Below are 18513 nucleotides of genomic sequence, written 5' to 3' on the forward strand. Positions count from 1 at the left end.
CCTCAATTACGCGATTGAATCAAAAGCTTTCGTGATTGTATCAATCCGCGGTGCCGCGCATCAGGCTGCCCGGATTCACGTTGAATCTGCGGCTGAACAGGGTGGAAAAATGTGTTGGAGTATACCCGACCGCATGAGCTGCCTCTGCAACTGTACAGGAGCGATTGGCCAGCATGCGCCATGCGGATGTCAGTTTTTGCTCCTGCAGCCAAGCGTGCGGTGACAAGCCAGTGACGCTCCGAAAATCGCGGCTGAATTTAGCGGGGTTTGTTCCGCATTTCCGTGCCAGTTCCCGCATATCTGGCGTAGCTACGAAGTCGGCCTGCATCAAGTCCTGAGCGTGCTTAATTCGCTCAAGGTCGATCGACTTCAGCTGAGGCTCCTTTCGGTGTGAGCCATCCGAAATCTTACCAAGGACTGTGGCGGCCAGATTCAAGCCCGTTGCCATTCTGAGCATGTTTGCTGACTTGGAACCCGGTATTGTCAGCAACTGCGTGACCATCGCCCTGATAGCTGTATCGGCGGGCATTGACTTGATGACTAAAGGGGCTTTGTCTGTTTGGTGCAGAAGTTCTTCGGGTGATTGGCCTAATTCTTGCTGGACAAGTTCGCGATCCAGCGTCAATGCTACATCACATCGTTTCGTTCCGGCATACGCTGTCTGATCTCGCTCGTGTTCACCGTCACTTAGAATGGTTAGAACCGTAGGTTGTTGGATAACAACCGGGTCCCGGAAATTCGCTCGAAGCTGCATTTCGACATTAGTGACCACCAGTTTCAAACCATCTTCGATCGGTTGATGAGTTTGTATATCGCTTACCAAATCTCCACGGGCTGAGAATATGCCCAACCTTCCATCCAGGTGCACTGATTTCTGGGCAACTTGGGAATTCGAGCTCGGTTTCATTTTCTGAACATTACCAGTTACTTCAGACCCACGATTCCTAGACAGAGCCGTTTGTTAGTTTGAAGCTGGTTTCACGTTCTATGCAGGGTCAGACCCGCCATTCTGTTGACTGGCTCAAATCGTGATCAGAATAGGGACTTAATGCGGTGGCGGTGTCAATCCCAGGTCGATGCGGCATGTTCCATTAGGCAAGACTGCATGTCCCTCGAACAAAGCATGATTGTATTTTGTTTCCGACTTGATGCTGCAAAAAGAACCTGCGCACAACCGGACAATCCGGGAATTCAACCGCTACAGAAGCTCATTGCTGTGGCCGAAAGAAACGCGCTCTGCTACAAAAATTGAGCAAAATTCGTTCTTTAGCTGAGATCATGCCAGATTCCCAGAATTCCTCTGTTTCCCCGCGCAAAGCAGCTCAACAACTGCGGTCACAAAAAAAGGTCGAGACCATTCTGGAAACGACTCTGACTTTGTTAAAAGAAGGGCCTGCAGACCGGGTGACCACCAATGCGATCGCAGCCCGCGCAAATATTAGCATCGGCAGTCTCTATCAGTTCTTTCCCAACAAAGAGGCCATTTTTTATGAACTGTTCAAACATTGGCTTGCTCAGACGCTAAATGCGCTGGATGAGGCCGGGCAGGCGCTTCAGGACGGGTTGTCCAAAGAAGAATGCATCGACGCAATTCTTGTGGCACTGGCCGGCCATCCCGAAATTAACTCGCGCGGGCATTGGCAATTGCGCCGAGCCATGGGCAGTTCGCGCGAATTGGCCGAATTGGAGGCGCAACATTTGCAGCAGATCCTTGAGCGTATTGTTGGGCTGCATGCGAAAATCAGCGGCCACCCGCCCGCCGCGCTTGGGCAGGAGCTGGCTCTGTTACAGAACCAGATCACCATAGCCTGTTTGCAGGTATTGGCCATGACTGACGACTCGCCAAACCGCACGCGGATTCTGGGTTGGTGTAAGCGAATGTTGATGCTGGTCTTCGATTTCCCAGAATTAGACGGCAAGAAGAGATCGTAATTATCATATAAAACAATCGTTTATTCAAAAATATGAGCCACAGCTCATTTTTCTTGTAAACCTGAGTAATTCTGTCTAGTTTCGCCGCGGTTTTCACCTGCAAGCAAGGCGTTCGGTCAGTAATGTCCAGGTTAAATACGATTTTCCTAACGAACCAGACGGTCCAGTCGCCGACGCCGGACCGCCTTGATGCGCGTGTGTGGTTGACGCTTGTGGGGCTTTACGTGGCTCAGGCTATCCCGATTTATCTTGTCGCCGCTGCGTTACCGCCGATCCTCCGGGCTCGCGGGGTGGACCTGTCCTTGATCGGTGGGTTGGGGATTCTGATGCTTCCCTGGGTTATCAAACCCCTTTGGGCACCGTTGATCGACCGCCTGTCGCGCTATCGGGGGATCGGGCGCAAGGGGGTTATCATAGGCACTCAGTCAATCGTTCTGCTGACGATTATCGCCTTGTCGCAGTTTGACCCGGTTCGGGACATCAGCCTGTTCTTTCCGCTTTTACTGACAACTGCGTTTGCCTCGGCGACGCAGGATATTGCAACCGACGGATATGCGGTCGAGCATCTGCCCCCGCGATATCAGTCGGGCGGAAACGCCATTCAAAGCGGTGCGGTTGCCGCAGGTGTTTTGATTGGCGGATCCGGCACCTTGTTCCTGTATGACATCGTCGGGTGGCAAACTGCGGTCCTGACCGCAGGTGCGCTTTCTTTCGCGGCAGTATTGGTTTCAGTGATAGTTCCAGAGGCACTGGGAAAACGAGAAGATGGAAGCGAAAAGCAGAAACCCGGGTTGCGCCATTTTTTCACGCGACCCGGTGCTTTAGCGGTTTTTGCATTTGCACTGGTATTCAGGCTGCCTGAGGGGCTGATAAAGGCGTTGGAGCAGTCTTTTTTGGTTGACGCGGGCCTATCCCTGTCCCTGATCGGCTTGATATCCGGCGGGTCCGCTGCTGCCGTGGGCCTGATGGGCGCCTATCTAGGCATGGTCGTGATCAAGCGCCTAGGGCTGGCACCATTCTTCGCGGCGTTGATTGCAGGTCGCACATTGATCTTCGCGCTATACGGAACTGCCGCTTTGTACGGTTTACCGTACGAAGCGCTGATAGGCCTGTCCATGCTGAACACGTTCAGCCGTTATATGGAAATTGTGGGCCTGTTCACCGTGTTCATGCGCGTTTCGTCGCTGTCACAGGCGGGAACGGACTTTACCATACTCTCGAGCGCCAACCTGCTTGTCTACATGATCGGTTCAATGGCCGCAGGGGTCGCGGCACAGGCCTTCGGATACGCTTTTGTCTTCTGGCTCGCTTGTGCGTTGTCATTCGTCACTGGGGCTATCGCCCTCGTTCTTCTTTCGAAATCACAGATCAGGCAGGTCGCACCCACCCAGGATCACTCTTCCACCCGGGTGCCCTCACCGAACTAACACACACACAAAAGGAACAATCTGATGGGACAGAAACGCGTGCTGCGAACCAGCGCGGCCCTTACCGCTTTGCTCAGTGCTTCACCAGTCTTCGCGCAAGACAGCGCAACCGAAGAAGATCTGTTGACGCTCGAGCCAATCACAATCTCAGCTTATCGCAGCAATGCCGACACCTCGACTATTCCGGGGACGGTTCAGGTCATTACATCAAACGATATCGAACAGCGTATCCTGCTGGGTGAGTCCCTCGAGCAGATATTGTCGGATTTCGTGCCCGGTCTCAGCGTTTCGAATGGCACGGTGTCCGGGGCCAGCCAGACGCTGCGTGGGCGAAACATCCAGATTCTGATTGATGGGGTAGCGCGTACAAGTGAACTGCGGGGCTTCGACCGCGAACTGGCTTTGGTTGATGTCAATTCAGTCGAACGGATTGAGATCGTCAAAGGATCGAATGCCCAATACGGGAATGGTGCTACTGGCGGTACGATCAATATCGTGACCAAGCGAGCAGGTGATGCCACCCAAACAACAGTCTTTACCCGATTGTCGGCACAGGGAGAAAGCGTATCAGACTCGTTGGGATACGAGATCTTTGCCGCTCATGATCAGCGTGTCGACAATATCGGCCTGCGGCTTGAATTGAGTGCTGAAAGCATCGGTGATCGTTTTGACGGGGCAGGGCGACAGCTCCCGTCGGACCCGCTTGTGGGTCAAGGCGGTGGGGATAACAGTGATATCTACTCGCTGGGACTGGCTGCTGATTACGAAGTGGGCTCGCATCGGTTCGACCTGCGCTTTGATGCTAACCGCTTCAAACAGACACCGGATTTCTTCACTGATTATCTGACTGATCCGGTCAGCGTTGATACGGCTCAACCCTATACCGGGCAGCCGATCAAGGATGAAACACAGGCTTTGACGCTACGCTATCTGAATTCCGATCTGGCAATCGGTGAGCTTGAGATTCAGGGCTACTACACCGACAATAAACGAACCGCGGCTTTTGTACCTGCTGGTGTTGCCAACCCGCTGTACTATCCGGTTTCCCCTACTAACCCACGGCAAAATCCCAACGCGCAAACCCGTCTGGATACAACCACTTATGGTATTCGCACCACAGTGCGCAGCGATCTGAGTCAGGTTGCGTCCGGAGCAAAACTGACCTGGGGCGTTGATATCGGCAAGGACGATGTCAATCAGGCATTGCTGGATGGGACCGAAGTCATTGCCCCAATGGATCAACGCAGCATTGCCGCCTTTGCCCAGTTGGACATTCCGCTTGGTGAAAGGTTCAATCTGTCGGGGGGTGTTCGCTATGAACGCTTCGACCTGTCGGTTCAGAATTTCGTTCGTCCTGATGTTGTCCAGTTGACGCCAGCGGGTGCGCGCCCATTGCCAGCGGTAAACGTCACAGGCGGAAACTTTGACTACGACGCGACGGTCTTTAACTTCGGCGGTGTCTATCATCTGACTCCGAGTACTGAGATATTCGCTGGTTTCTCTCAGGGTTTCTCTCTGCCGGACGTAGGCGCGTTTACCCGTCGTGCGATGGCATCCAACCCTCTCGTTCCTGGTCAGACCGTATCCTATGCTGCGATCGGACCCGAGGCTCAGATTGTCGACACCTATGAGATCGGGGCCCGTCATACCGGTGGCGCGTTCCGTATCGAAGCGTCGGCATTTTTCGCCACATCGGACGAGGGCACGGTGTTTAATTCGGCCACCAACGCCATCACGCAGCAGAAAGAGGAAACCTGGGGCGGAGAGATCATCGCGGACTACCAAGTGAATGCGGCCTTCAATGTCGGACTGTCTGCATCCTTCACCGAAGGTCGTTTCGACAGCAACAACGACGGCGAAGTGGACAGCTGGCTGCCCAACAACCGTATTGCAGCACCGGTCAAAGCAACGCTGTATGGTGATTACGTCTTTGACAATGGCCTGCGTGTGGCGGGGGAGATCGTCTACACCGGCAAGCGGGATAACAAGGGTTACACCCTTGTCGAAGATACAACCACGGTCAACGCGCGTCTGGCGAAACAGATTGGTCTGGGCGAATTCAGCTTTGCTGTCGACAATCTGTTCGACACCAATCAGTTGAACCCGACAGCCAGCTCGGTTCGCACAAACCCACTGACCGGTCAGGATATTCCTGTGGCGGCCGAGGGGCGCAGGTTCTGGGCAGGATACTCGGTGACTTTCTGACCTGACGGCTCTGCACCATCTAAATCGATACAGCCGCCGTATTCTTACGGCGGCTGTTTTCTATACGAAGCTGTCGTAGCTTCACGGTGATTGTCGTTCAGCGTGGTTCTAGCCTGATCAAAACGGAAAAACTAAATTTGTTACCCTGCAGGTTATTAGGCGCTTTCGGGAACCGCCCAGCACGGGTTACTGCCTTCAGGGCAGCGTCATCCAAGGCCGCGATGCCTGAAGATTTTCGGATGCCATGGCTTAACAGCTTTCCATCGCGTGATACGTGCAGCTCGATGGTTACACCACCGCTGGCTTTGGTTCCGCGCGGAATGCGCTTGCTCCGGTCGATACGCGCCCGGATTTTCGCGCCCCATACAGCCTGCAGCTTCGCGTTCTGGCCCGGGTTGCCGGTAGTCGCGTTGGCGCTTCCTGTCCCTGCCTGCGCCGCTCCGCCCGACCCGGCTGCCACCTCTTTTTTTCGACCGGATGATGTTGTCTTGGCTTTCTGGGCTTGCTCAGGCTTGGCCTCTGGCGGTCGGGGCTTTGGCCGCGTGTCAGATGATACCTTGATTTCGGGTTCAGGTATTGGGGGCAGGGGCGGCGGTTGGATCGCGTCCGGATTGAAATCATTCAGGCTGTCTGGTGGCGGTGCCGCCAATCGCATTTCTGGACGAGCGGCCGGGCTTGTATCTATTTGCGGAATGGTGGTCGCCAACGAGGTCGGTTCCCTTGGTGCAGTCAGTGGTGTTTGAATTTCCGGCACCGTGACAGGCGGACGCTCCCAGGTTTCGACCATCTCAGCGACAGTGGCCGCGGCGGCCTTTATGGAAACTATGGCTTCACCACCGTTACCGCCGGATTGCTGGCTGGACTCTGGTCTCTGCGCAAAGGCCAGCACATGCACCATCAGGGCGAGGGCGACAAATGCAATGATCTCCAGCGTATGTTTCATTGCGAAGTCACAATCAATTCGACGCGGCTCAGACCAGCGGACGTGAGGTCTCTCAACAATTTGGCCAGTACACTCGCTTCCAGCTCGGCATCCGCACGGAGTTGAATGATCGGATCCGCCTCGCTGATGCTCACGAGTGCTTGCAGAGCCGCCTCGGCCTCAAGCCCCTCAAATGAGATTTTTCCAGACTTGTCGACATACAGGATGCGTTCGACCTGCGGTTCCGTTTCAGAACCGGCATGGGGCGGGGTAACTTCGAATGGTTCGGGTTTGGCCAGGTTCGAGGTCATCAAAAAAAAGATGAGCAGCAAGAAAACCACGTTGATCATTGGAACGATGGATTCAGATCGCTGTCTGGTCGTGGGTGGTGAAAAGTCCATCATGTCACTCGACTAAAACCACTGAAACATACCCGGCTTGCCGCAGGTTTTCGGTCACCGTAACAATACGTTGCAGGGTTGCACTGTCCTTGCCGCGCAGCACCAGCATATCGGACGGAGATTGCATCAGCGGTGCAAGCGACTGGGCAATGTCGTTGGTTTCTATGCCGTTAAGCGTTATGCGATCCGGGTATACATCGATCAAGCGCGGTGGGCCGGTGTATTCACCGCCTGAGCCAACCAACGGCAACGGTAGCATGGCGTCCGCGCCGAACCGCGATGCCAGCATGAAAAAGACCAGCAGCAGAAACACCACATCGATCATCGGCGTGAGACTTGGTTTGCGCCGGGTTCTGGCTGGCGGTGCGAATTGCATGCGTCTACTCCGCCGCCAGCCTGATCTCTTCGGGTTGTTGGGAAACAAACAACCGGGTTGCTCCATCCTCGACATCTCGACGAATGCGGTCGATCACGGCCTCAAACCACGTAAGTGCTGCCGATGCGGGAATTGCAACTGCCATACCTGCAGCCGTTGTCAAAAGCGCTTCCCAGATGCCGCCGGCCAACAGGGCAGGGTCGGCGCGGTTTCCAGCCTGCTGAAGAGCTTGAAACGCAGCAATCATGCCCAGAACGGTTCCGAGAAGACCCAGCAGTGGCGCAATGGTCGCGATCAGCTCCAGGGCCCGAAGGCCAGTTCCTGCCTGTGCAATCTCACGCTTGGCGACCCGGGCGGTTTCTTCTCTTGCGCGGTCTTCCGACAGTTTGCGGATCGAACGGATGGCATGGGCCACCACTTTCGAGCGAATGCCTTTGCGGCCGCTGACAGTGGACAAAGCGCCTTCGGTGTCGCCGGCTTCGAATTTCGCAACTGCTTGCCCGGCTTTTCCACGCGACCACGCCCCGATCAGGGCCAGACGCCAGATCTTCCACAGTATCAGCGCCAGAGTAACAACCGACAGGGCGGCTATTGCCCAGATCGACGGTCCACCGTTCTTGAGGAATTCTGCTGCCTTGCCGGATGCATTCTGCGCAGTCAGCCAAATGTCTGCCTCCTGAGGGATTTGAGCCTGCGCACTTTGGATACCTGAGTCAGCCTCTAAAGTGTCGGTTTCAAGAGCGGTATCCGCAGGTAGTTCTTCCAATGCCGATGCTGGATTGCCAGCCAACGGTGCAGGCGCATCGCCTTCGGGTGTGTCTTGAGGATTTGCCGCTACCGGGGGCGGAGCTTGCAGCGAACTCGGAAGTTCTGGCGTTGTCGGTGCGGCTGTGCTTTGGGCAAAACCTGCTACGGGAATGGCGAGGAAAGCAGCCAGTATGATCGAGTTGGTTTTCATGGTGGCTCCAGTAGGCCGAAGTGTGTTTCGGGGTGGCGGAGTCACCTGAGACTGGCGAGATCACCCCGGATGTCAGCACAAGACGCCGAGGGACCAAGATTCCGCCGGCTTCAATCGAGTTTTCTGTGAGTTGGCTGAATTGCGGTACATGAAAGCGCAATCTGGCTCGGGTCTGCAGACCCGGTTTATAATTCCGTAGAATTCCCGTATGATTTTGTCAACATTGGTAAATTCCAATTGCCTCAGTGGCCACTTGCCGCTCAAGTGGCTCAGTCTGTGGTGCCCGGCTGGCTCCAATAAGCGGCGATATAGGCACGTGCTGAATCGCCATTCCTTGCCTTGTATTTTGCCCGTACCCGTTGGACATCGGCTTTTTCGCAGGCAAACCACAAAAAGTGCTCCGGAAACTCTTCCATGGCGGTCAGGGCAATATCCGCCAGGCTGTGTTCGTCGTTCCGATCCAGCCAGGTGACAGACACACCCGGTTGTGCCGTCAGCGAATAGGCGCAGTTGGCTCCGTTTTCTGTAAGTGCTGTTACATGCCCTAACGTGTCTGCAGGCAGAGCCTCAAGAATACGCGCCATCGCGGGCAAGGCGGTTTCGTCAGCGAACATCAGAATTCGATTTGTTTCGGGAATCCCTCCACCTCCTGGCCCCACAACAGCGACCTGCGCGCCAAGCTCAACACTCCGGGCCCATTCCGTCACGCGACCACCTTCGTGGACGAATACGTCGAAATCCATCAGCCCCTGTGCATGGTCGATCCAGCGCGTCGTATAGACTGGGCGATGCAGGGCTTTGTCACCCTTTGGCCATACCGTTGCGCCGCTTTCGGAGACGTAAGGCCATTCGACATCTTCGGATTCTTTGGGCGGCAGAACGATGCGAAAGTGGATGGCGTCATCCTTAAAACTGGACAATCCGCGGGCTTTGACCCGGACCCGGATAAAAGACGTGCCAACCGGCGTGACGGCCTGAACCGTCGCAAAGTGGAAATTGGGTGGCAGACCCCCAGCTTGATCCGCATCAGACCAACGAATTTTCTCTTCAACGCCGGGTAGGAAATGGGCCAGGTGTTCGACCAGTTGCTCTTTGAGCATGAACAACCAATCTTGCTTGGCTGCAGTCACTTTGAATGTGACACCGCCTTTGGCAGCCGCAATACTGTAGCAGCCGAACGGGGTTTCCAGCGTCACCCGCGTGTCCTCGTTTTCGAGAACGGGCAGATCGTGTTCTTTCGCCTCGTGCAGCATGATCTGCCGCATGGCGTTGAAGTCCAGTTCTGCAATATGTGTTTCGGCATTCAGTGAAAAGTCGGGCCGGATTGTCATAGGAATCTCCTCTCAGGCCGGAATGACATGGGGTGAGCCGTGAACGGGATCGGCGATCACGGTGCACGGCAGGGCAAAGACGCTGTCCATATTCGCCTCGGTGATCACCTCTGCCGGAGATCCTGCGCGATGTACTCGGCCATCTTTCAACGCGATGATGTGATCGGCGAACCGGGCGGCAAGGTTGATGTCATGCAGAACCATTGCCACGGTTCGCCCCGTCTCGCGGTTGAGTTTCTGTACCAAAGTCAGCAGTTCGATTTGGTGCGGCAGGTCGAGATAGGTCGTTGGCTCGTCCAGCAGCAGGATGTCGGTATCCTGCGCCAATGCCATCGCGATCCATGCCCGTTGTCTTTGACCACCAGAGAGGGACTCGAGTGGTCGACCAGCATTGTGCGCCATGCCGGTTTGCTCCAGCGCGGTCTCAACAGCAGTCGCGTCCTCGTGCGACCATTGCTTAAGCGCGGATTGGTGCGGGGTGCGTCCCCGAATAACCAAGTCGCGGACAAGCAACCCTTCGGGCGCGGTGGGCATCTGCGGCAGGATTGCCAGACGCCGTGCCACGGATCGGCTGTTCTGCTTGTGAATGGCTTTGCCATCCAGAACGACCTGCCCCTTGTTGACCGGCTGCAGCCGGGCCAATGACCGCAGGAGCGTGGACTTTCCACAGGCATTAGGTCCGACAATCACGGTCAACTTGCCGTCTGGTATGTCAGTGTGCAGTTCTTTCAGCACAGGTGTTTTGCCGAATGAAACTGATATGTCTCGTGCCGAAAGGCGACAAAGCTGGGTCATGTCTAAAGTGTCCCTTTTTTGAATTGGACGAGCAGCAGCCACATCAGGACGGGCGCGCCGATGATGGCGGTGAAAACGCCGGTGGGCAGGTGAACAAGTGGAACCGAGCGGGCCGCCATATCGGCCAGCAAAGTCACCAGCGCACCGACAATTGCGGCTTGTAGCAGCGCTGGCTTACCCTGGCGCACAAGGCGTCTGGAGATCGGGCCGGACACAAAAGCCACAAACGGTAGCGGCCCGGCAACACTGACGGCAAGCGCCACTAATGCGACGGCTGTCGCGGTGATCGCAAGACGCATAGGGGACAGCGCAACGCCCAGCCCATTTGCAATATCATCCGCCATCGACAGCCGGGTCAGAGGGAATTGCAGCCAAAGCGAGAGGGGCAAAAGGACGGCCAACCCGACCCAAATCAGCTGAACATCCGCCCAATTGCGTGCGTTAAGTGACCCGACCAACCACTTTGCCATTTCGGCGGCGGTTAGGGCGTCCAGCTTGGTCATGAGAAGATCAGCCCCGGCTGAGAGGGTCAGACTGGCCCCGATCCCAACGAGGATCAGCCGATAGGGGTGCAGGCCGTCTTTCCACGCAAGACCGATCACCACCAGCGCGGTAACGACACCGCCTATCAAAGCACCAAACAGAACAAATCCGCCTGTCAGGATTATGGCCAGCAGAGCACCACAGCTGGCCCCGGCGCTGAACCCGATCACGTCAGGCGAAGCCAACGGGTTGCGCAGCATGGTTTGAAACATTGATCCAGCCATACCAAACGCCGCTCCGGCTCCTATTGCGGTCAGGATTCTGGGCAACCGGTGATCCAGAACAATCATCCGCTGAATTCCCTCGGCATGACCAAGTACGGCTTGGCCGATCTGCGAGATGTTGAGGGGATAAGCTCCGAGGTGAAGCGCAGAAAGAAGCGCGACGACCAACATTGAAATCAGGCAGAGGCTAACAGTGATTGCACGTGCTGACAGGTGCATCGACAGGAAAGGCAGACGAAGGATCATAGCTTGCGAACTCCGTTGCGGCGCACCAGCCAGATCAGTACCGGGCCGCCGATCAGGGCCGACATGACACCGGCTTGCATGTTGCCTCCAAACAGGGGAAGCCGCCCCAGCAGGTCAGCGGCGACCATCAACATGGCTCCGATGCTGGCGGAAAACACCAACATCCAGCGCATATCAGCGCCTGCGATCCAGCGTGCGATGTGAGGGACAATCAGGCCAACAAAGGCAATTGGACCGGCCATTGAAACTGTCGCGCCACACAGGATGACGATTGCCAGTCCGATCAGGATTTGGGCCAGGCCGACCCGGACGCCCAGGCTGCGTGCGGTATCCGTTCCCAACATCAGGGCATTCAGAACAAAGCTTGCCAGCAGCGACAGGACGATGCCGACCGCAAAGAAGGGCAACAGAGCGGTGATTGTTCCAAAGTCGATGCCGTCGAAACCGCCTAAAACCCAGAAGCGGTACACGTCCAGCGCTTGCTGACTGACTAAGAGGAGTGATCGGCTGAGTGCCAGAAACAATGCGGAAACTGCAGCACCTGCGAGGATGAGTCGTGCAGGGTTCGCCTGATTGCCGCCACCCAGCAAAAACACCAAAAGAGAAGCGATGAATGCACCACCGAGTGCAACCCAGACAAAGGCGGCGGGATCTGTGATGCCCAACACCAAAACACAGAGCACGACACCCATAGAGGCACCGGCATTCACGCCCAAGAAACCCGGGTCCGCCAGCGGATTGCGTGTCATGCCCTGCATGAGCGCTCCGGCCATTCCCAGAGAGGACCCGGCCAGAACGGCTCCGACCAGCCTTGGAGCCCGGATCTCGCGGAGTACGATCTGATCGGGGTTCAGGGGTTCAAATGCGGCGAAGGCTGACCAGATGCTGCCCCAGCTTATCGGCCTCAGGCCAAAACGCAGGGCAAATACGGACAAAACAATCAGCCCCAACACCGACAAGCCAAGCCACATGCCTCGGGCGTCGGTGTTGGGGGCTTCCGAGGGAACGGAAGTCGTATGCGCCGTCATCTCAGAACTCCTCAGGTAAAATGCCTGCATCGCGCGAGGACGGAACCACGGTTGCCGAGTCACCATCCATCGCGGCCTCAAGCAGCGGGACGAGTTTATCCAGTGCGTAATCCAGACTCAGCGGGCTGGAATGCGAGAGTGCTGCTGACAGCAGCGGATCAGAGTAAACCTCGCGCCCCTCTTTGTAGGCGCGCATGGTTGGGCGCAGTGGCATGCGGTTCAGGGCCGATGCAGAACTGCCGCCGTCGATCCACACCAGCGCATCAACATCGATCGGTGACAGGTCTTCAGCCGGGATCAGGACGTATGATATGTCCAGCGCCCCGCGGTTGTTCACAACTTCTGGTACAACAAACCCGAGGTCCTCGAGAAACTTCCCGCGAATGTCCTGGTTTGTGTATGCGCCTGCTTGGCCCGCCCAAACCATGACCGAGGAGGCACCCTGCCACTCTGGATGCGCGTCACGGATTTCCTGGAACCGATCCTGCAGGCGAGTGATCTGGGCCTCGGCCTCTGCAGATTTTCCAGTCGCCAGCCCCACGGTGCGATGCATCTCCTGCCATGACATGCCGTGGTCGCCATACCCGGCAGCAGGCGGAACGGTTGGCGCGATCTGCGATAACAGCGAATAGTCGCGTTCAGTCATGCCCGACCATTGACCCATGATCAGGTCGGGTTTCATGGCGGCGATCTGCTCAATATTGATTTCGCCCTGCATGACTATGGGTTGCGCATCGCCAAGGGCTTCGTGTCCCCAGGCCCAGACACCATAGGGGTCGGTCCCGTACCACTTTCGCAGCGCATAGGGTTTGAGCCCCAAAGCAAGCAGAAAGTCATGGCCGATAAAGCTGAGCGATACGATCTTCTTCGGTTCGCTTTCGATCCTGGTCGTTCCGTACTTATGATCGATTTCAACCGGAAATGAATCAGCACTCGACCCGACGGGCCAGAGTGCCAATACAATACAGGTCAACAGTTTTCGCAGCATCTTTGGACCTTTGAAAGAAGGACCCGGGCGGCATCATGTCCGCCCGGGTTGGGATAAAGTTAGAAGCGGCGGCTTAGTGTCAGCTCGACCGAGCGACCTGCGCCATAGGCGCACCCGCCTGCCTGCGACGCATTGATCGCGGGGAACAGCGCGAGAATGCCGGTGTTGTCGATCTGGCAGTAGCTTACGTATTCCTTGTTCGCGAGGTTGCGGGCTGCCAGCGTTGTCACCCAACCGTTCTTTTCATAGGTCAAGGAGGCGTCATAAACCGTCACGCCGCCGACTTTGAAAGCGGCTGTATTGGCGTTGTCCGAGAAACGCTCGCCGGTATAGCGCGCGCCCAGTCCCAGACGCAAACCGGGTGCCTGAGCAACCTCATAGGCCAGCCACAACGAGGCAGAATGTTCTGGAATCCGTGCCAGGCGGTTGCCTTGGTTGGTCGCGTTCTTGGTGATTTTTGCGTCGATGTAGTTGTACGCACCCAAAATCGACAGGCCATTTCCGAACGCATAGTTTGCTTCGACTTCGATCCCTTTCGACTTGACTTCGCCAACCTGCTCAAACGCTCCGGGACGTCCGGCAACGGCCTGAGGTGTGTTCTTCTTGGTGATGTCGAAGTACGCGACCGACAACAGCGAGTTGGTGCCGAGTGGACGGAATTTCGTACCAACCTCCCAGGAATTTGCTTGCTCGACATCCAATTGCTTGCCCGCGACATCGACACCAGCCGGAGGCAGGTTAAACGATCGCGCCAGCGAGCCGTAGAAGCTCAACCCGTTATCAAGGTTGTAGGACGCAGCCAGATTCCCGCTGGTAAAGTTCCGCTTGTTGTCCAGATCGGTGGTCGTATTGGGAACGAATGGCAGCGGTGACACGGTGCTGGCTGTCCCGCTGATATCAACCCAGTCGTGGCGCAGGCCCGCATCAACAATCAGGTTGCTTCCGATTTCAAAATTACCAAGCAGATACAGGCCTGTTTGCTTGATGTTTTGGGAAATCGAATTGGTGACCAAAGTACCGGTTGGAATACCCGGAGGTGTGATAATCGAGTTGTTTTGGAACAGATTAACGCCACCAAACGCGTATGATTGTGTCCCGTCATAGTCACTTTGATAGTAGTCCAGACCACCGATGATGGTTGCATTCACGTTGCCAAACGAGAAGTCTTTCGAGATCGCGTTGTCGAATGTCGCCTGCTTGGCTTTGTTGTCGACATCGAAGTTGACCAAAACCGCTGCGTCAATCGCATTCGGAACCGGCGGGCGACCAACAAGGATCGCTGACGAAAAGAAGGCCGCAGCATAACCGGTGTTGTTGGTCCAGTCGTTGTCGGCATACCGCGCGCGCGACCGGAAGGTGAAACCATCGCCGAATGCATGATCGAATTCATAACCAATGTAATTCTGGGTCGTTTCTATATCGTTGCGGCTAGGATTGTTCGAATAGAAATCGTTGCCGTAGTGGCGCACGGGGTTCGGCAATTGCGACCCGTATTGCGGAACCAGGATGTATGAATCCGGCACCTTGTCTTTCTGGTACTGTGCAAAGACCGTCAGATTGGTTGCGTCCGTCGGTTTCCAGGTAACGGATGGTGCAAAGTAAAGGCGGCTCTGGTCTGTTTCGTCATATTGGGTGCCTGTTTCCCCACCCAGGAATACAAAGCGATATGCCAGTTCATCAGATGCAGCCGCATTGATATCGACGCCAAGCTCGACACCGCCATAGGCCGAAGCACGCGCCATAAGCTCAGTGCTGTTTTCAAATTTGGGACGTTTGGTGATCGAGTTGACCAGCCCGCCGGGCTGACTTGCCCCATAAAGGCTAGAGATTGCACCGCGCAAAACCTCGATCCGTTCAAGACCAAAGGTTTCTGTCCGCCAACCTGCAAACCCATAAAGGCGCAGTGGCATGCCATCGCGATAGCTGTTTGAATTCTGGACTTCGAAACCCCGAATGGCAAATTGGTCGAAGCGACCGTCTACGCCAAATGTCTGTGCGGTTACACCGGGTGTATATGAGATCGCTTCTTCAATGGTGGTTGCACCTTGGTCGTCGATCTGCTGAGGGGTGATGACGCTAATCGCGCGCGGTGTTGTTGCAACGTCTGCCAGAAGCCCGCGCGTTGCGCTGACAGCTGCCTCTGCCGCATAGCCTTCGACGTTATCCAGTGCGCTGGTCTGACCACCCTCGATGGTGATTGGCTCCAGCACGACTTCGTCTGTTGCGGTCTGAGCCTGCAGCGGTTGCGCGGCCAAACCTACTGTTACCACAAGTGGCCCTGCTGCCAGAACCTTGCTTCGTGTTGACATATTCCGTCTCCAGGCGCCGACAGGCGACGCCGGCGCATTATGTGTTCAAAACACAAAAGCTTTCCCGGTCTGGCTTGGGTGTTTTCACCTCTGCCCGGGTTCGCTGTCCCACATTTTTTGGCTGGACTTTGTGTCGCCGAGGCGGTGACTTGGCCTTGCTTCTTAGCATGCAATGCACGCTCTGGCAGCGGCGTAAAATTGTAGAGTGATTTTGTCAAGTTTACGTGAGGCGTTTCTCGTTATAGTTGACGTAAGGGACAATGCACTGAGACAGAAATGCTGCAGCTGGCCTGGGCAGGGCTCTTGCCAAGTGGCTGTGTCGCAAAATACAGAGTGATCAGAATCCATCCTTTTGCTGAGCAACCGAACTGCTTCAGGATCTTGTTTACTTCTCGAATACCAGCTGCATTCGCGCTCTCGGGCCGATTATGATTTTACCTGTAATGCCATTTGAAAAAGAACCTTGTCTCGGTTGGGCTATCGCTCCGCTCAGATAACATGACGTCCCGGGTATTTCCTGCTTTGTCGACCACGCGATACATATACATACACCCGCCGCGTGCACGCAGGTAAGTCACATTAATTTACAGGGAATTCTGTGCTGGACTTTTCATCAATTGTACTCGAGCTGCGATCAGCGACGCGTAGTTTACAGAAGTGCAGCCTTGGGGATTGGCAGTCTTTCAACAAGAGCAGATGTCAGAATGCGCATGTTCGTCAAAAAGATCCCAAAGCTTGAGGCACATCCTGAATCGTGCAGCTCAGCCGATATCAATGGGTCCTGCCCCTAGAAACAACTTGTGCACAGCGGGCCAGAGACGTTACCCGTAAACCCACGACCCGCAGCATGATTGTGCATTGGTGCTGTTCAACTAACTAACTCAGGCTTAATTATCATGGCTATACCCGATACGCTGGCTGCGCGATTGATCGAAGTTACCAAGAACAACAACTTGGGTGGTCACTTTCTCATGCTCGGGCGGCAGCGTTGGATTGGGACGCGCAAGGGTAAGGCAGCCAAGTTGCTGGCAGATACGATTGGCACCTATTTGCCCGGAAAATCTGAAGAGGACCTGAAAAATCCGAACGATGCCTATTCCGAGCAGTTTTTCAAAGCGCTTGGATACGACCAGGTCGACTCTCTGGACTTTTCTGAATTTGAAAATGCCAGCATCATACAGGATCTAGGCGCAGAGCTGGACCCTGCCTTGCACGAACGCTTTGACGTGATCTATGACGGCGGTACGTGTGAGCACATTTTTGAGTTGCCTACGGCCTATCGCAATATCCATAAAATGCTGAAAAAGGGTGGTGTCCTGATCGCGCATTCGCCGTGCAATAACTGGATCAATCACTCATTTTATCAGATCAATCCCGAAATGGTGTACGGGTTTTGGGAAAAAGCCATGGGTTATGAACTGTTGAGCCTTATCCTTCAGCCCCTGCTGCCAAATTTCTCTGACAGAGTGGTAACCACGACCAATCCCAACGTCACAGGCGTACGCCCACGCCTCAAGGGAAAGCTACCTCAGAACTCCCCAATTATGATGTGTTATGCGGTTCGAAAACCATTCGACACAGAAGGGAAAGGGGTCGCGTATCAAACGGACTATATGGAAAAGTGGCAGGGTTGAGGAATAGGACTTATTGGTCTGACTGAAGCGCGCCAGCTTTTCGTTCGGCATCCCAGCGGAACAGCAATCGTTTCAACATGGCGATTTTGCCTGAATGCACCTTATCATCACGATCGAGGCGCTCTCCACCGTTGATCAGTTGCCGCATGCGGTACGGCCGTTTCCCGGACACTATTCCATCCAGTTGAGCGGGTAACAGCCCGGCGGCGGCACAAGCTTTGACCCAGGCCTCATCAAGTGATGGCGGCGGGTCCTGTTCCGATGATACGCACCAACTGTGCTCGAACCGCGTCATGATATAGTCCAGTACTGGAATGTGCGGATGCCTGCGATCGGATTTGTACGGCATCTTGAAGACATCCGTGACCAGTTCATAGGAAGGCCAGTAAAACAGTTTGCCTTCTGCTTTATGCGCGCGCACCACCTCATCAATGGCAACACGCAGCGATGCCTTGGAAACTGAATTCGAGGTTATACAGGAATTGTCGCGAAAGGTTGCGATCAGCGGTATCGGTGACAAGGTTACGATTACTTTCGCATCTGGACGATGCTTGCGGATCAACTGGTAGATCGCGTCAATATTCTGGCGATTTTCCTCCACGCTCGCGACCCGGAACTTGTGGCGGGATGGATCATAAACGTTCTTAGGGATCGTGCGCCAAAAGACATTGCCCGTGGGCTCGTCGTACCAAACTTCACTCAACCCGAAGGTCAGGATGAAGACGTCTGTTTTGTCAAACAGCTCTTTGGTTTGCGCCTGTGCCACAGGGTCATAGCCATATTCTTCTGCCTTGTACCCATGCCAAAGAACCTGCGAGAAAACCTTGTTTTGCCAAGCCCATTCAAACTGTTGGCGAATTACGAACGAGTTAACCATCCCTTCGCCGCAACTAACTACATAGGCACGCTTGGCCTCTTCGCCCTGGGTCAGAACCCGAAAATTCCGCTTTGACAGCCAATTTGAGATATTCGCCGCAAAACAAGAACCGAAAGCCGTTATCTGGGTTTCCGGGGTTATACACGGAGTATCTGGTTGCCACCCCTTTAAAACAAAGGTCTCTACGGCTTCTTCATCGACCATTTGTAGGGCTGTCGGGTTGAAGTTTGTATGTTCGCCCCGAAACCAGGTTCGGAACTCGGGGCCATCTTTCGTCGTGGACTGGAAGTTGTGAGAAATTGCCTTTTTAGTCATCC

General features: G+C 55.2%; 17 protein-coding genes. 4 read left to right on the forward strand and 13 right to left on the reverse strand.

The window, feature by feature from the left end:
• Positions 1–40: 40 nt before the first annotated feature.
• Entirely contained in the window at positions 41–907 is an 867-nt protein-coding gene (locus ACR0IO_RS15620; protein ID WP_480742518.1) for a helix-turn-helix domain-containing protein, read from the reverse strand.
• Between the two features lie 371 nt (positions 908–1278).
• On the opposite strand from ACR0IO_RS15620, the gene ACR0IO_RS15625 reads away from it, so the two are divergent.
• The 3 genes from ACR0IO_RS15625 to ACR0IO_RS15635 all read left to right on the forward strand — a co-directional run bounded on the left by ACR0IO_RS15625 (position 1279) and on the right by ACR0IO_RS15635 (position 5564).
• Positions 1279–1932 carry a TetR/AcrR family transcriptional regulator gene (locus ACR0IO_RS15625; RefSeq protein ID WP_480742520.1) on the forward strand — a complete coding sequence of 218 codons (654 nt, stop codon included), beginning with the start codon at positions 1279–1281 and terminating at the stop codon, positions 1930–1932.
• 122 nt (positions 1933–2054) lie between these two features.
• Positions 2055–3359 (forward strand): MFS transporter, encoded by a 1305-nt coding sequence (locus tag ACR0IO_RS15630; protein ID WP_480742521.1) that lies wholly within the window; start codon positions 2055–2057, stop codon positions 3357–3359.
• A 24-nt stretch (positions 3360–3383) separates the two neighbouring features.
• Positions 3384–5564, forward strand: coding sequence for a TonB-dependent receptor (locus ACR0IO_RS15635; RefSeq protein ID WP_480742522.1), 2181 nt, complete (start codon positions 3384–3386; stop codon positions 5562–5564).
• 97 nt (positions 5565–5661) lie between these two features.
• On the opposite strand, the gene ACR0IO_RS15640 is transcribed toward ACR0IO_RS15635, so the two are convergent.
• The 11 genes from ACR0IO_RS15640 to ACR0IO_RS15690 form a co-directional block, all read right to left on the reverse strand.
• Positions 5662–6507 carry a TonB family protein gene (locus tag ACR0IO_RS15640; RefSeq protein ID WP_480742523.1) on the reverse strand — a complete coding sequence of 282 codons (846 nt, stop codon included), beginning with the start codon at positions 6505–6507 and terminating at the stop codon, positions 5662–5664.
• Entirely contained in the window at positions 6504–6827 is a 324-nt protein-coding gene (locus tag ACR0IO_RS15645) for an ExbD/TolR family protein (RefSeq protein ID WP_480742587.1), read from the reverse strand. Before ACR0IO_RS15645 ends, ACR0IO_RS15640 begins: the two co-directional genes overlap by 4 nt.
• 64 nt (positions 6828–6891) lie before the next feature.
• Entirely contained in the window at positions 6892–7263 is a 372-nt protein-coding gene (locus ACR0IO_RS15650) for an ExbD/TolR family protein (protein WP_480742524.1), read from the reverse strand.
• A 4-nt stretch (positions 7264–7267) separates the two neighbouring features.
• Positions 7268–8221, reverse strand: a complete 954-nt coding sequence (locus ACR0IO_RS15655) for a MotA/TolQ/ExbB proton channel family protein (RefSeq protein WP_480742525.1) — start codon at positions 8219–8221, stop codon at positions 7268–7270.
• A 269-nt stretch (positions 8222–8490) separates the two neighbouring features.
• Positions 8491–9552: a siderophore-interacting protein gene (locus tag ACR0IO_RS15660; RefSeq protein WP_480742526.1), complete on the reverse strand. Its 1062-nt coding sequence runs from the start codon at positions 9550–9552 to the stop codon at positions 8491–8493.
• A gap of 12 nt (positions 9553–9564) precedes the next feature.
• Entirely contained in the window at positions 9565–10347 is a 783-nt protein-coding gene (locus ACR0IO_RS15665; RefSeq protein WP_480742527.1) for an ABC transporter ATP-binding protein, read from the reverse strand.
• A 2-nt stretch (positions 10348–10349) separates the two neighbouring features.
• Entirely contained in the window at positions 10350–11360 is a 1011-nt protein-coding gene (locus tag ACR0IO_RS15670) for a FecCD family ABC transporter permease (RefSeq protein WP_480742528.1), read from the reverse strand.
• Complete coding sequence (locus ACR0IO_RS15675; RefSeq protein ID WP_480742529.1) at positions 11357–12388, reverse strand: FecCD family ABC transporter permease; 1032 nt, start codon at positions 12386–12388, stop codon at positions 11357–11359. Before ACR0IO_RS15675 ends, ACR0IO_RS15670 begins: the two co-directional genes overlap by 4 nt.
• 1 nt (position 12389) lies before the next feature.
• Complete coding sequence (locus ACR0IO_RS15680; RefSeq protein ID WP_480742530.1) at positions 12390–13376, reverse strand: iron-siderophore ABC transporter substrate-binding protein; 987 nt, start codon at positions 13374–13376, stop codon at positions 12390–12392.
• A 59-nt stretch (positions 13377–13435) separates the two neighbouring features.
• Positions 13436–15685 (reverse strand): TonB-dependent siderophore receptor, encoded by a 2250-nt coding sequence (locus ACR0IO_RS15685; RefSeq protein WP_480742531.1) that lies wholly within the window; start codon positions 15683–15685, stop codon positions 13436–13438.
• A gap of 434 nt (positions 15686–16119) precedes the next feature.
• The gene (locus ACR0IO_RS15690; protein ID WP_480742532.1) at positions 16120–16263 is read right to left on the reverse strand and encodes a DDE-type integrase/transposase/recombinase; all 144 of its coding nucleotides are present in this window, start codon (positions 16261–16263) and stop codon (positions 16120–16122) included.
• A gap of 318 nt (positions 16264–16581) precedes the next feature.
• On the opposite strand from ACR0IO_RS15690, the gene ACR0IO_RS15695 reads away from it, so the two are divergent.
• On the forward strand, positions 16582–17319 hold the full coding sequence (locus ACR0IO_RS15695; protein ID WP_170334513.1) for a class I SAM-dependent methyltransferase: 738 nt from the start codon (positions 16582–16584) through the stop codon (positions 17317–17319).
• A 10-nt stretch (positions 17320–17329) separates the two neighbouring features.
• On the opposite strand, the gene ACR0IO_RS15700 is transcribed toward ACR0IO_RS15695, so the two are convergent.
• Positions 17330–18511: a GSCFA domain-containing protein gene (locus ACR0IO_RS15700; protein WP_480742533.1), complete on the reverse strand. Its 1182-nt coding sequence runs from the start codon at positions 18509–18511 to the stop codon at positions 17330–17332.
• Between the last annotated feature and the right edge of the window lie 2 nt (positions 18512–18513).

The organism is Ruegeria sp. CE12 (assembly GCF_056537525.1).

Bases quoted from the DNA above. Each gene is read 5' to 3' on its own strand.
- ACR0IO_RS15625 (WP_480742520.1), top strand. From the start codon at position 1,279: ATGCCAGATTCCCAGAATTCCTCTGTTTCCCCGCGCAAAGCAGCTCAA.
- ACR0IO_RS15700 (WP_480742533.1), bottom strand. From the start codon at position 18,511: ATGACTAAAAAGGCAATTTCTCACAACTTCCAGTCCACGACGAAAGAT.
- ACR0IO_RS15635 (WP_480742522.1), top strand. From the start codon at position 3,384: ATGGGACAGAAACGCGTGCTGCGAACCAGCGCGGCCCTTACCGCTTTG.
- ACR0IO_RS15640 (WP_480742523.1), bottom strand. From the start codon at position 6,507: ATGAAACATACGCTGGAGATCATTGCATTTGTCGCCCTCGCCCTGATG.
- ACR0IO_RS15655 (WP_480742525.1), bottom strand. From the start codon at position 8,221: ATGAAAACCAACTCGATCATACTGGCTGCTTTCCTCGCCATTCCCGTA.
- ACR0IO_RS15660 (WP_480742526.1), bottom strand. From the start codon at position 9,552: ATGACAATCCGGCCCGACTTTTCACTGAATGCCGAAACACATATTGCA.
- ACR0IO_RS15665 (WP_480742527.1), bottom strand. From the start codon at position 10,347: ATGACCCAGCTTTGTCGCCTTTCGGCACGAGACATATCAGTTTCATTC.
- ACR0IO_RS15675 (WP_480742529.1), bottom strand. From the start codon at position 12,388: ATGACGGCGCATACGACTTCCGTTCCCTCGGAAGCCCCCAACACCGAC.
- ACR0IO_RS15650 (WP_480742524.1), bottom strand. From the start codon at position 7,263: ATGCAATTCGCACCGCCAGCCAGAACCCGGCGCAAACCAAGTCTCACG.
- ACR0IO_RS15620 (WP_480742518.1), bottom strand. From the start codon at position 907: ATGAAACCGAGCTCGAATTCCCAAGTTGCCCAGAAATCAGTGCACCTG.
- ACR0IO_RS15680 (WP_480742530.1), bottom strand. From the start codon at position 13,376: ATGCTGCGAAAACTGTTGACCTGTATTGTATTGGCACTCTGGCCCGTC.
- ACR0IO_RS15670 (WP_480742528.1), bottom strand. From the start codon at position 11,360: ATGATCCTTCGTCTGCCTTTCCTGTCGATGCACCTGTCAGCACGTGCA.
- ACR0IO_RS15630 (WP_480742521.1), top strand. From the start codon at position 2,055: ATGTCCAGGTTAAATACGATTTTCCTAACGAACCAGACGGTCCAGTCG.
- ACR0IO_RS15695 (WP_170334513.1), top strand. From the start codon at position 16,582: ATGGCTATACCCGATACGCTGGCTGCGCGATTGATCGAAGTTACCAAG.
- ACR0IO_RS15685 (WP_480742531.1), bottom strand. From the start codon at position 15,685: ATGTCAACACGAAGCAAGGTTCTGGCAGCAGGGCCACTTGTGGTAACA.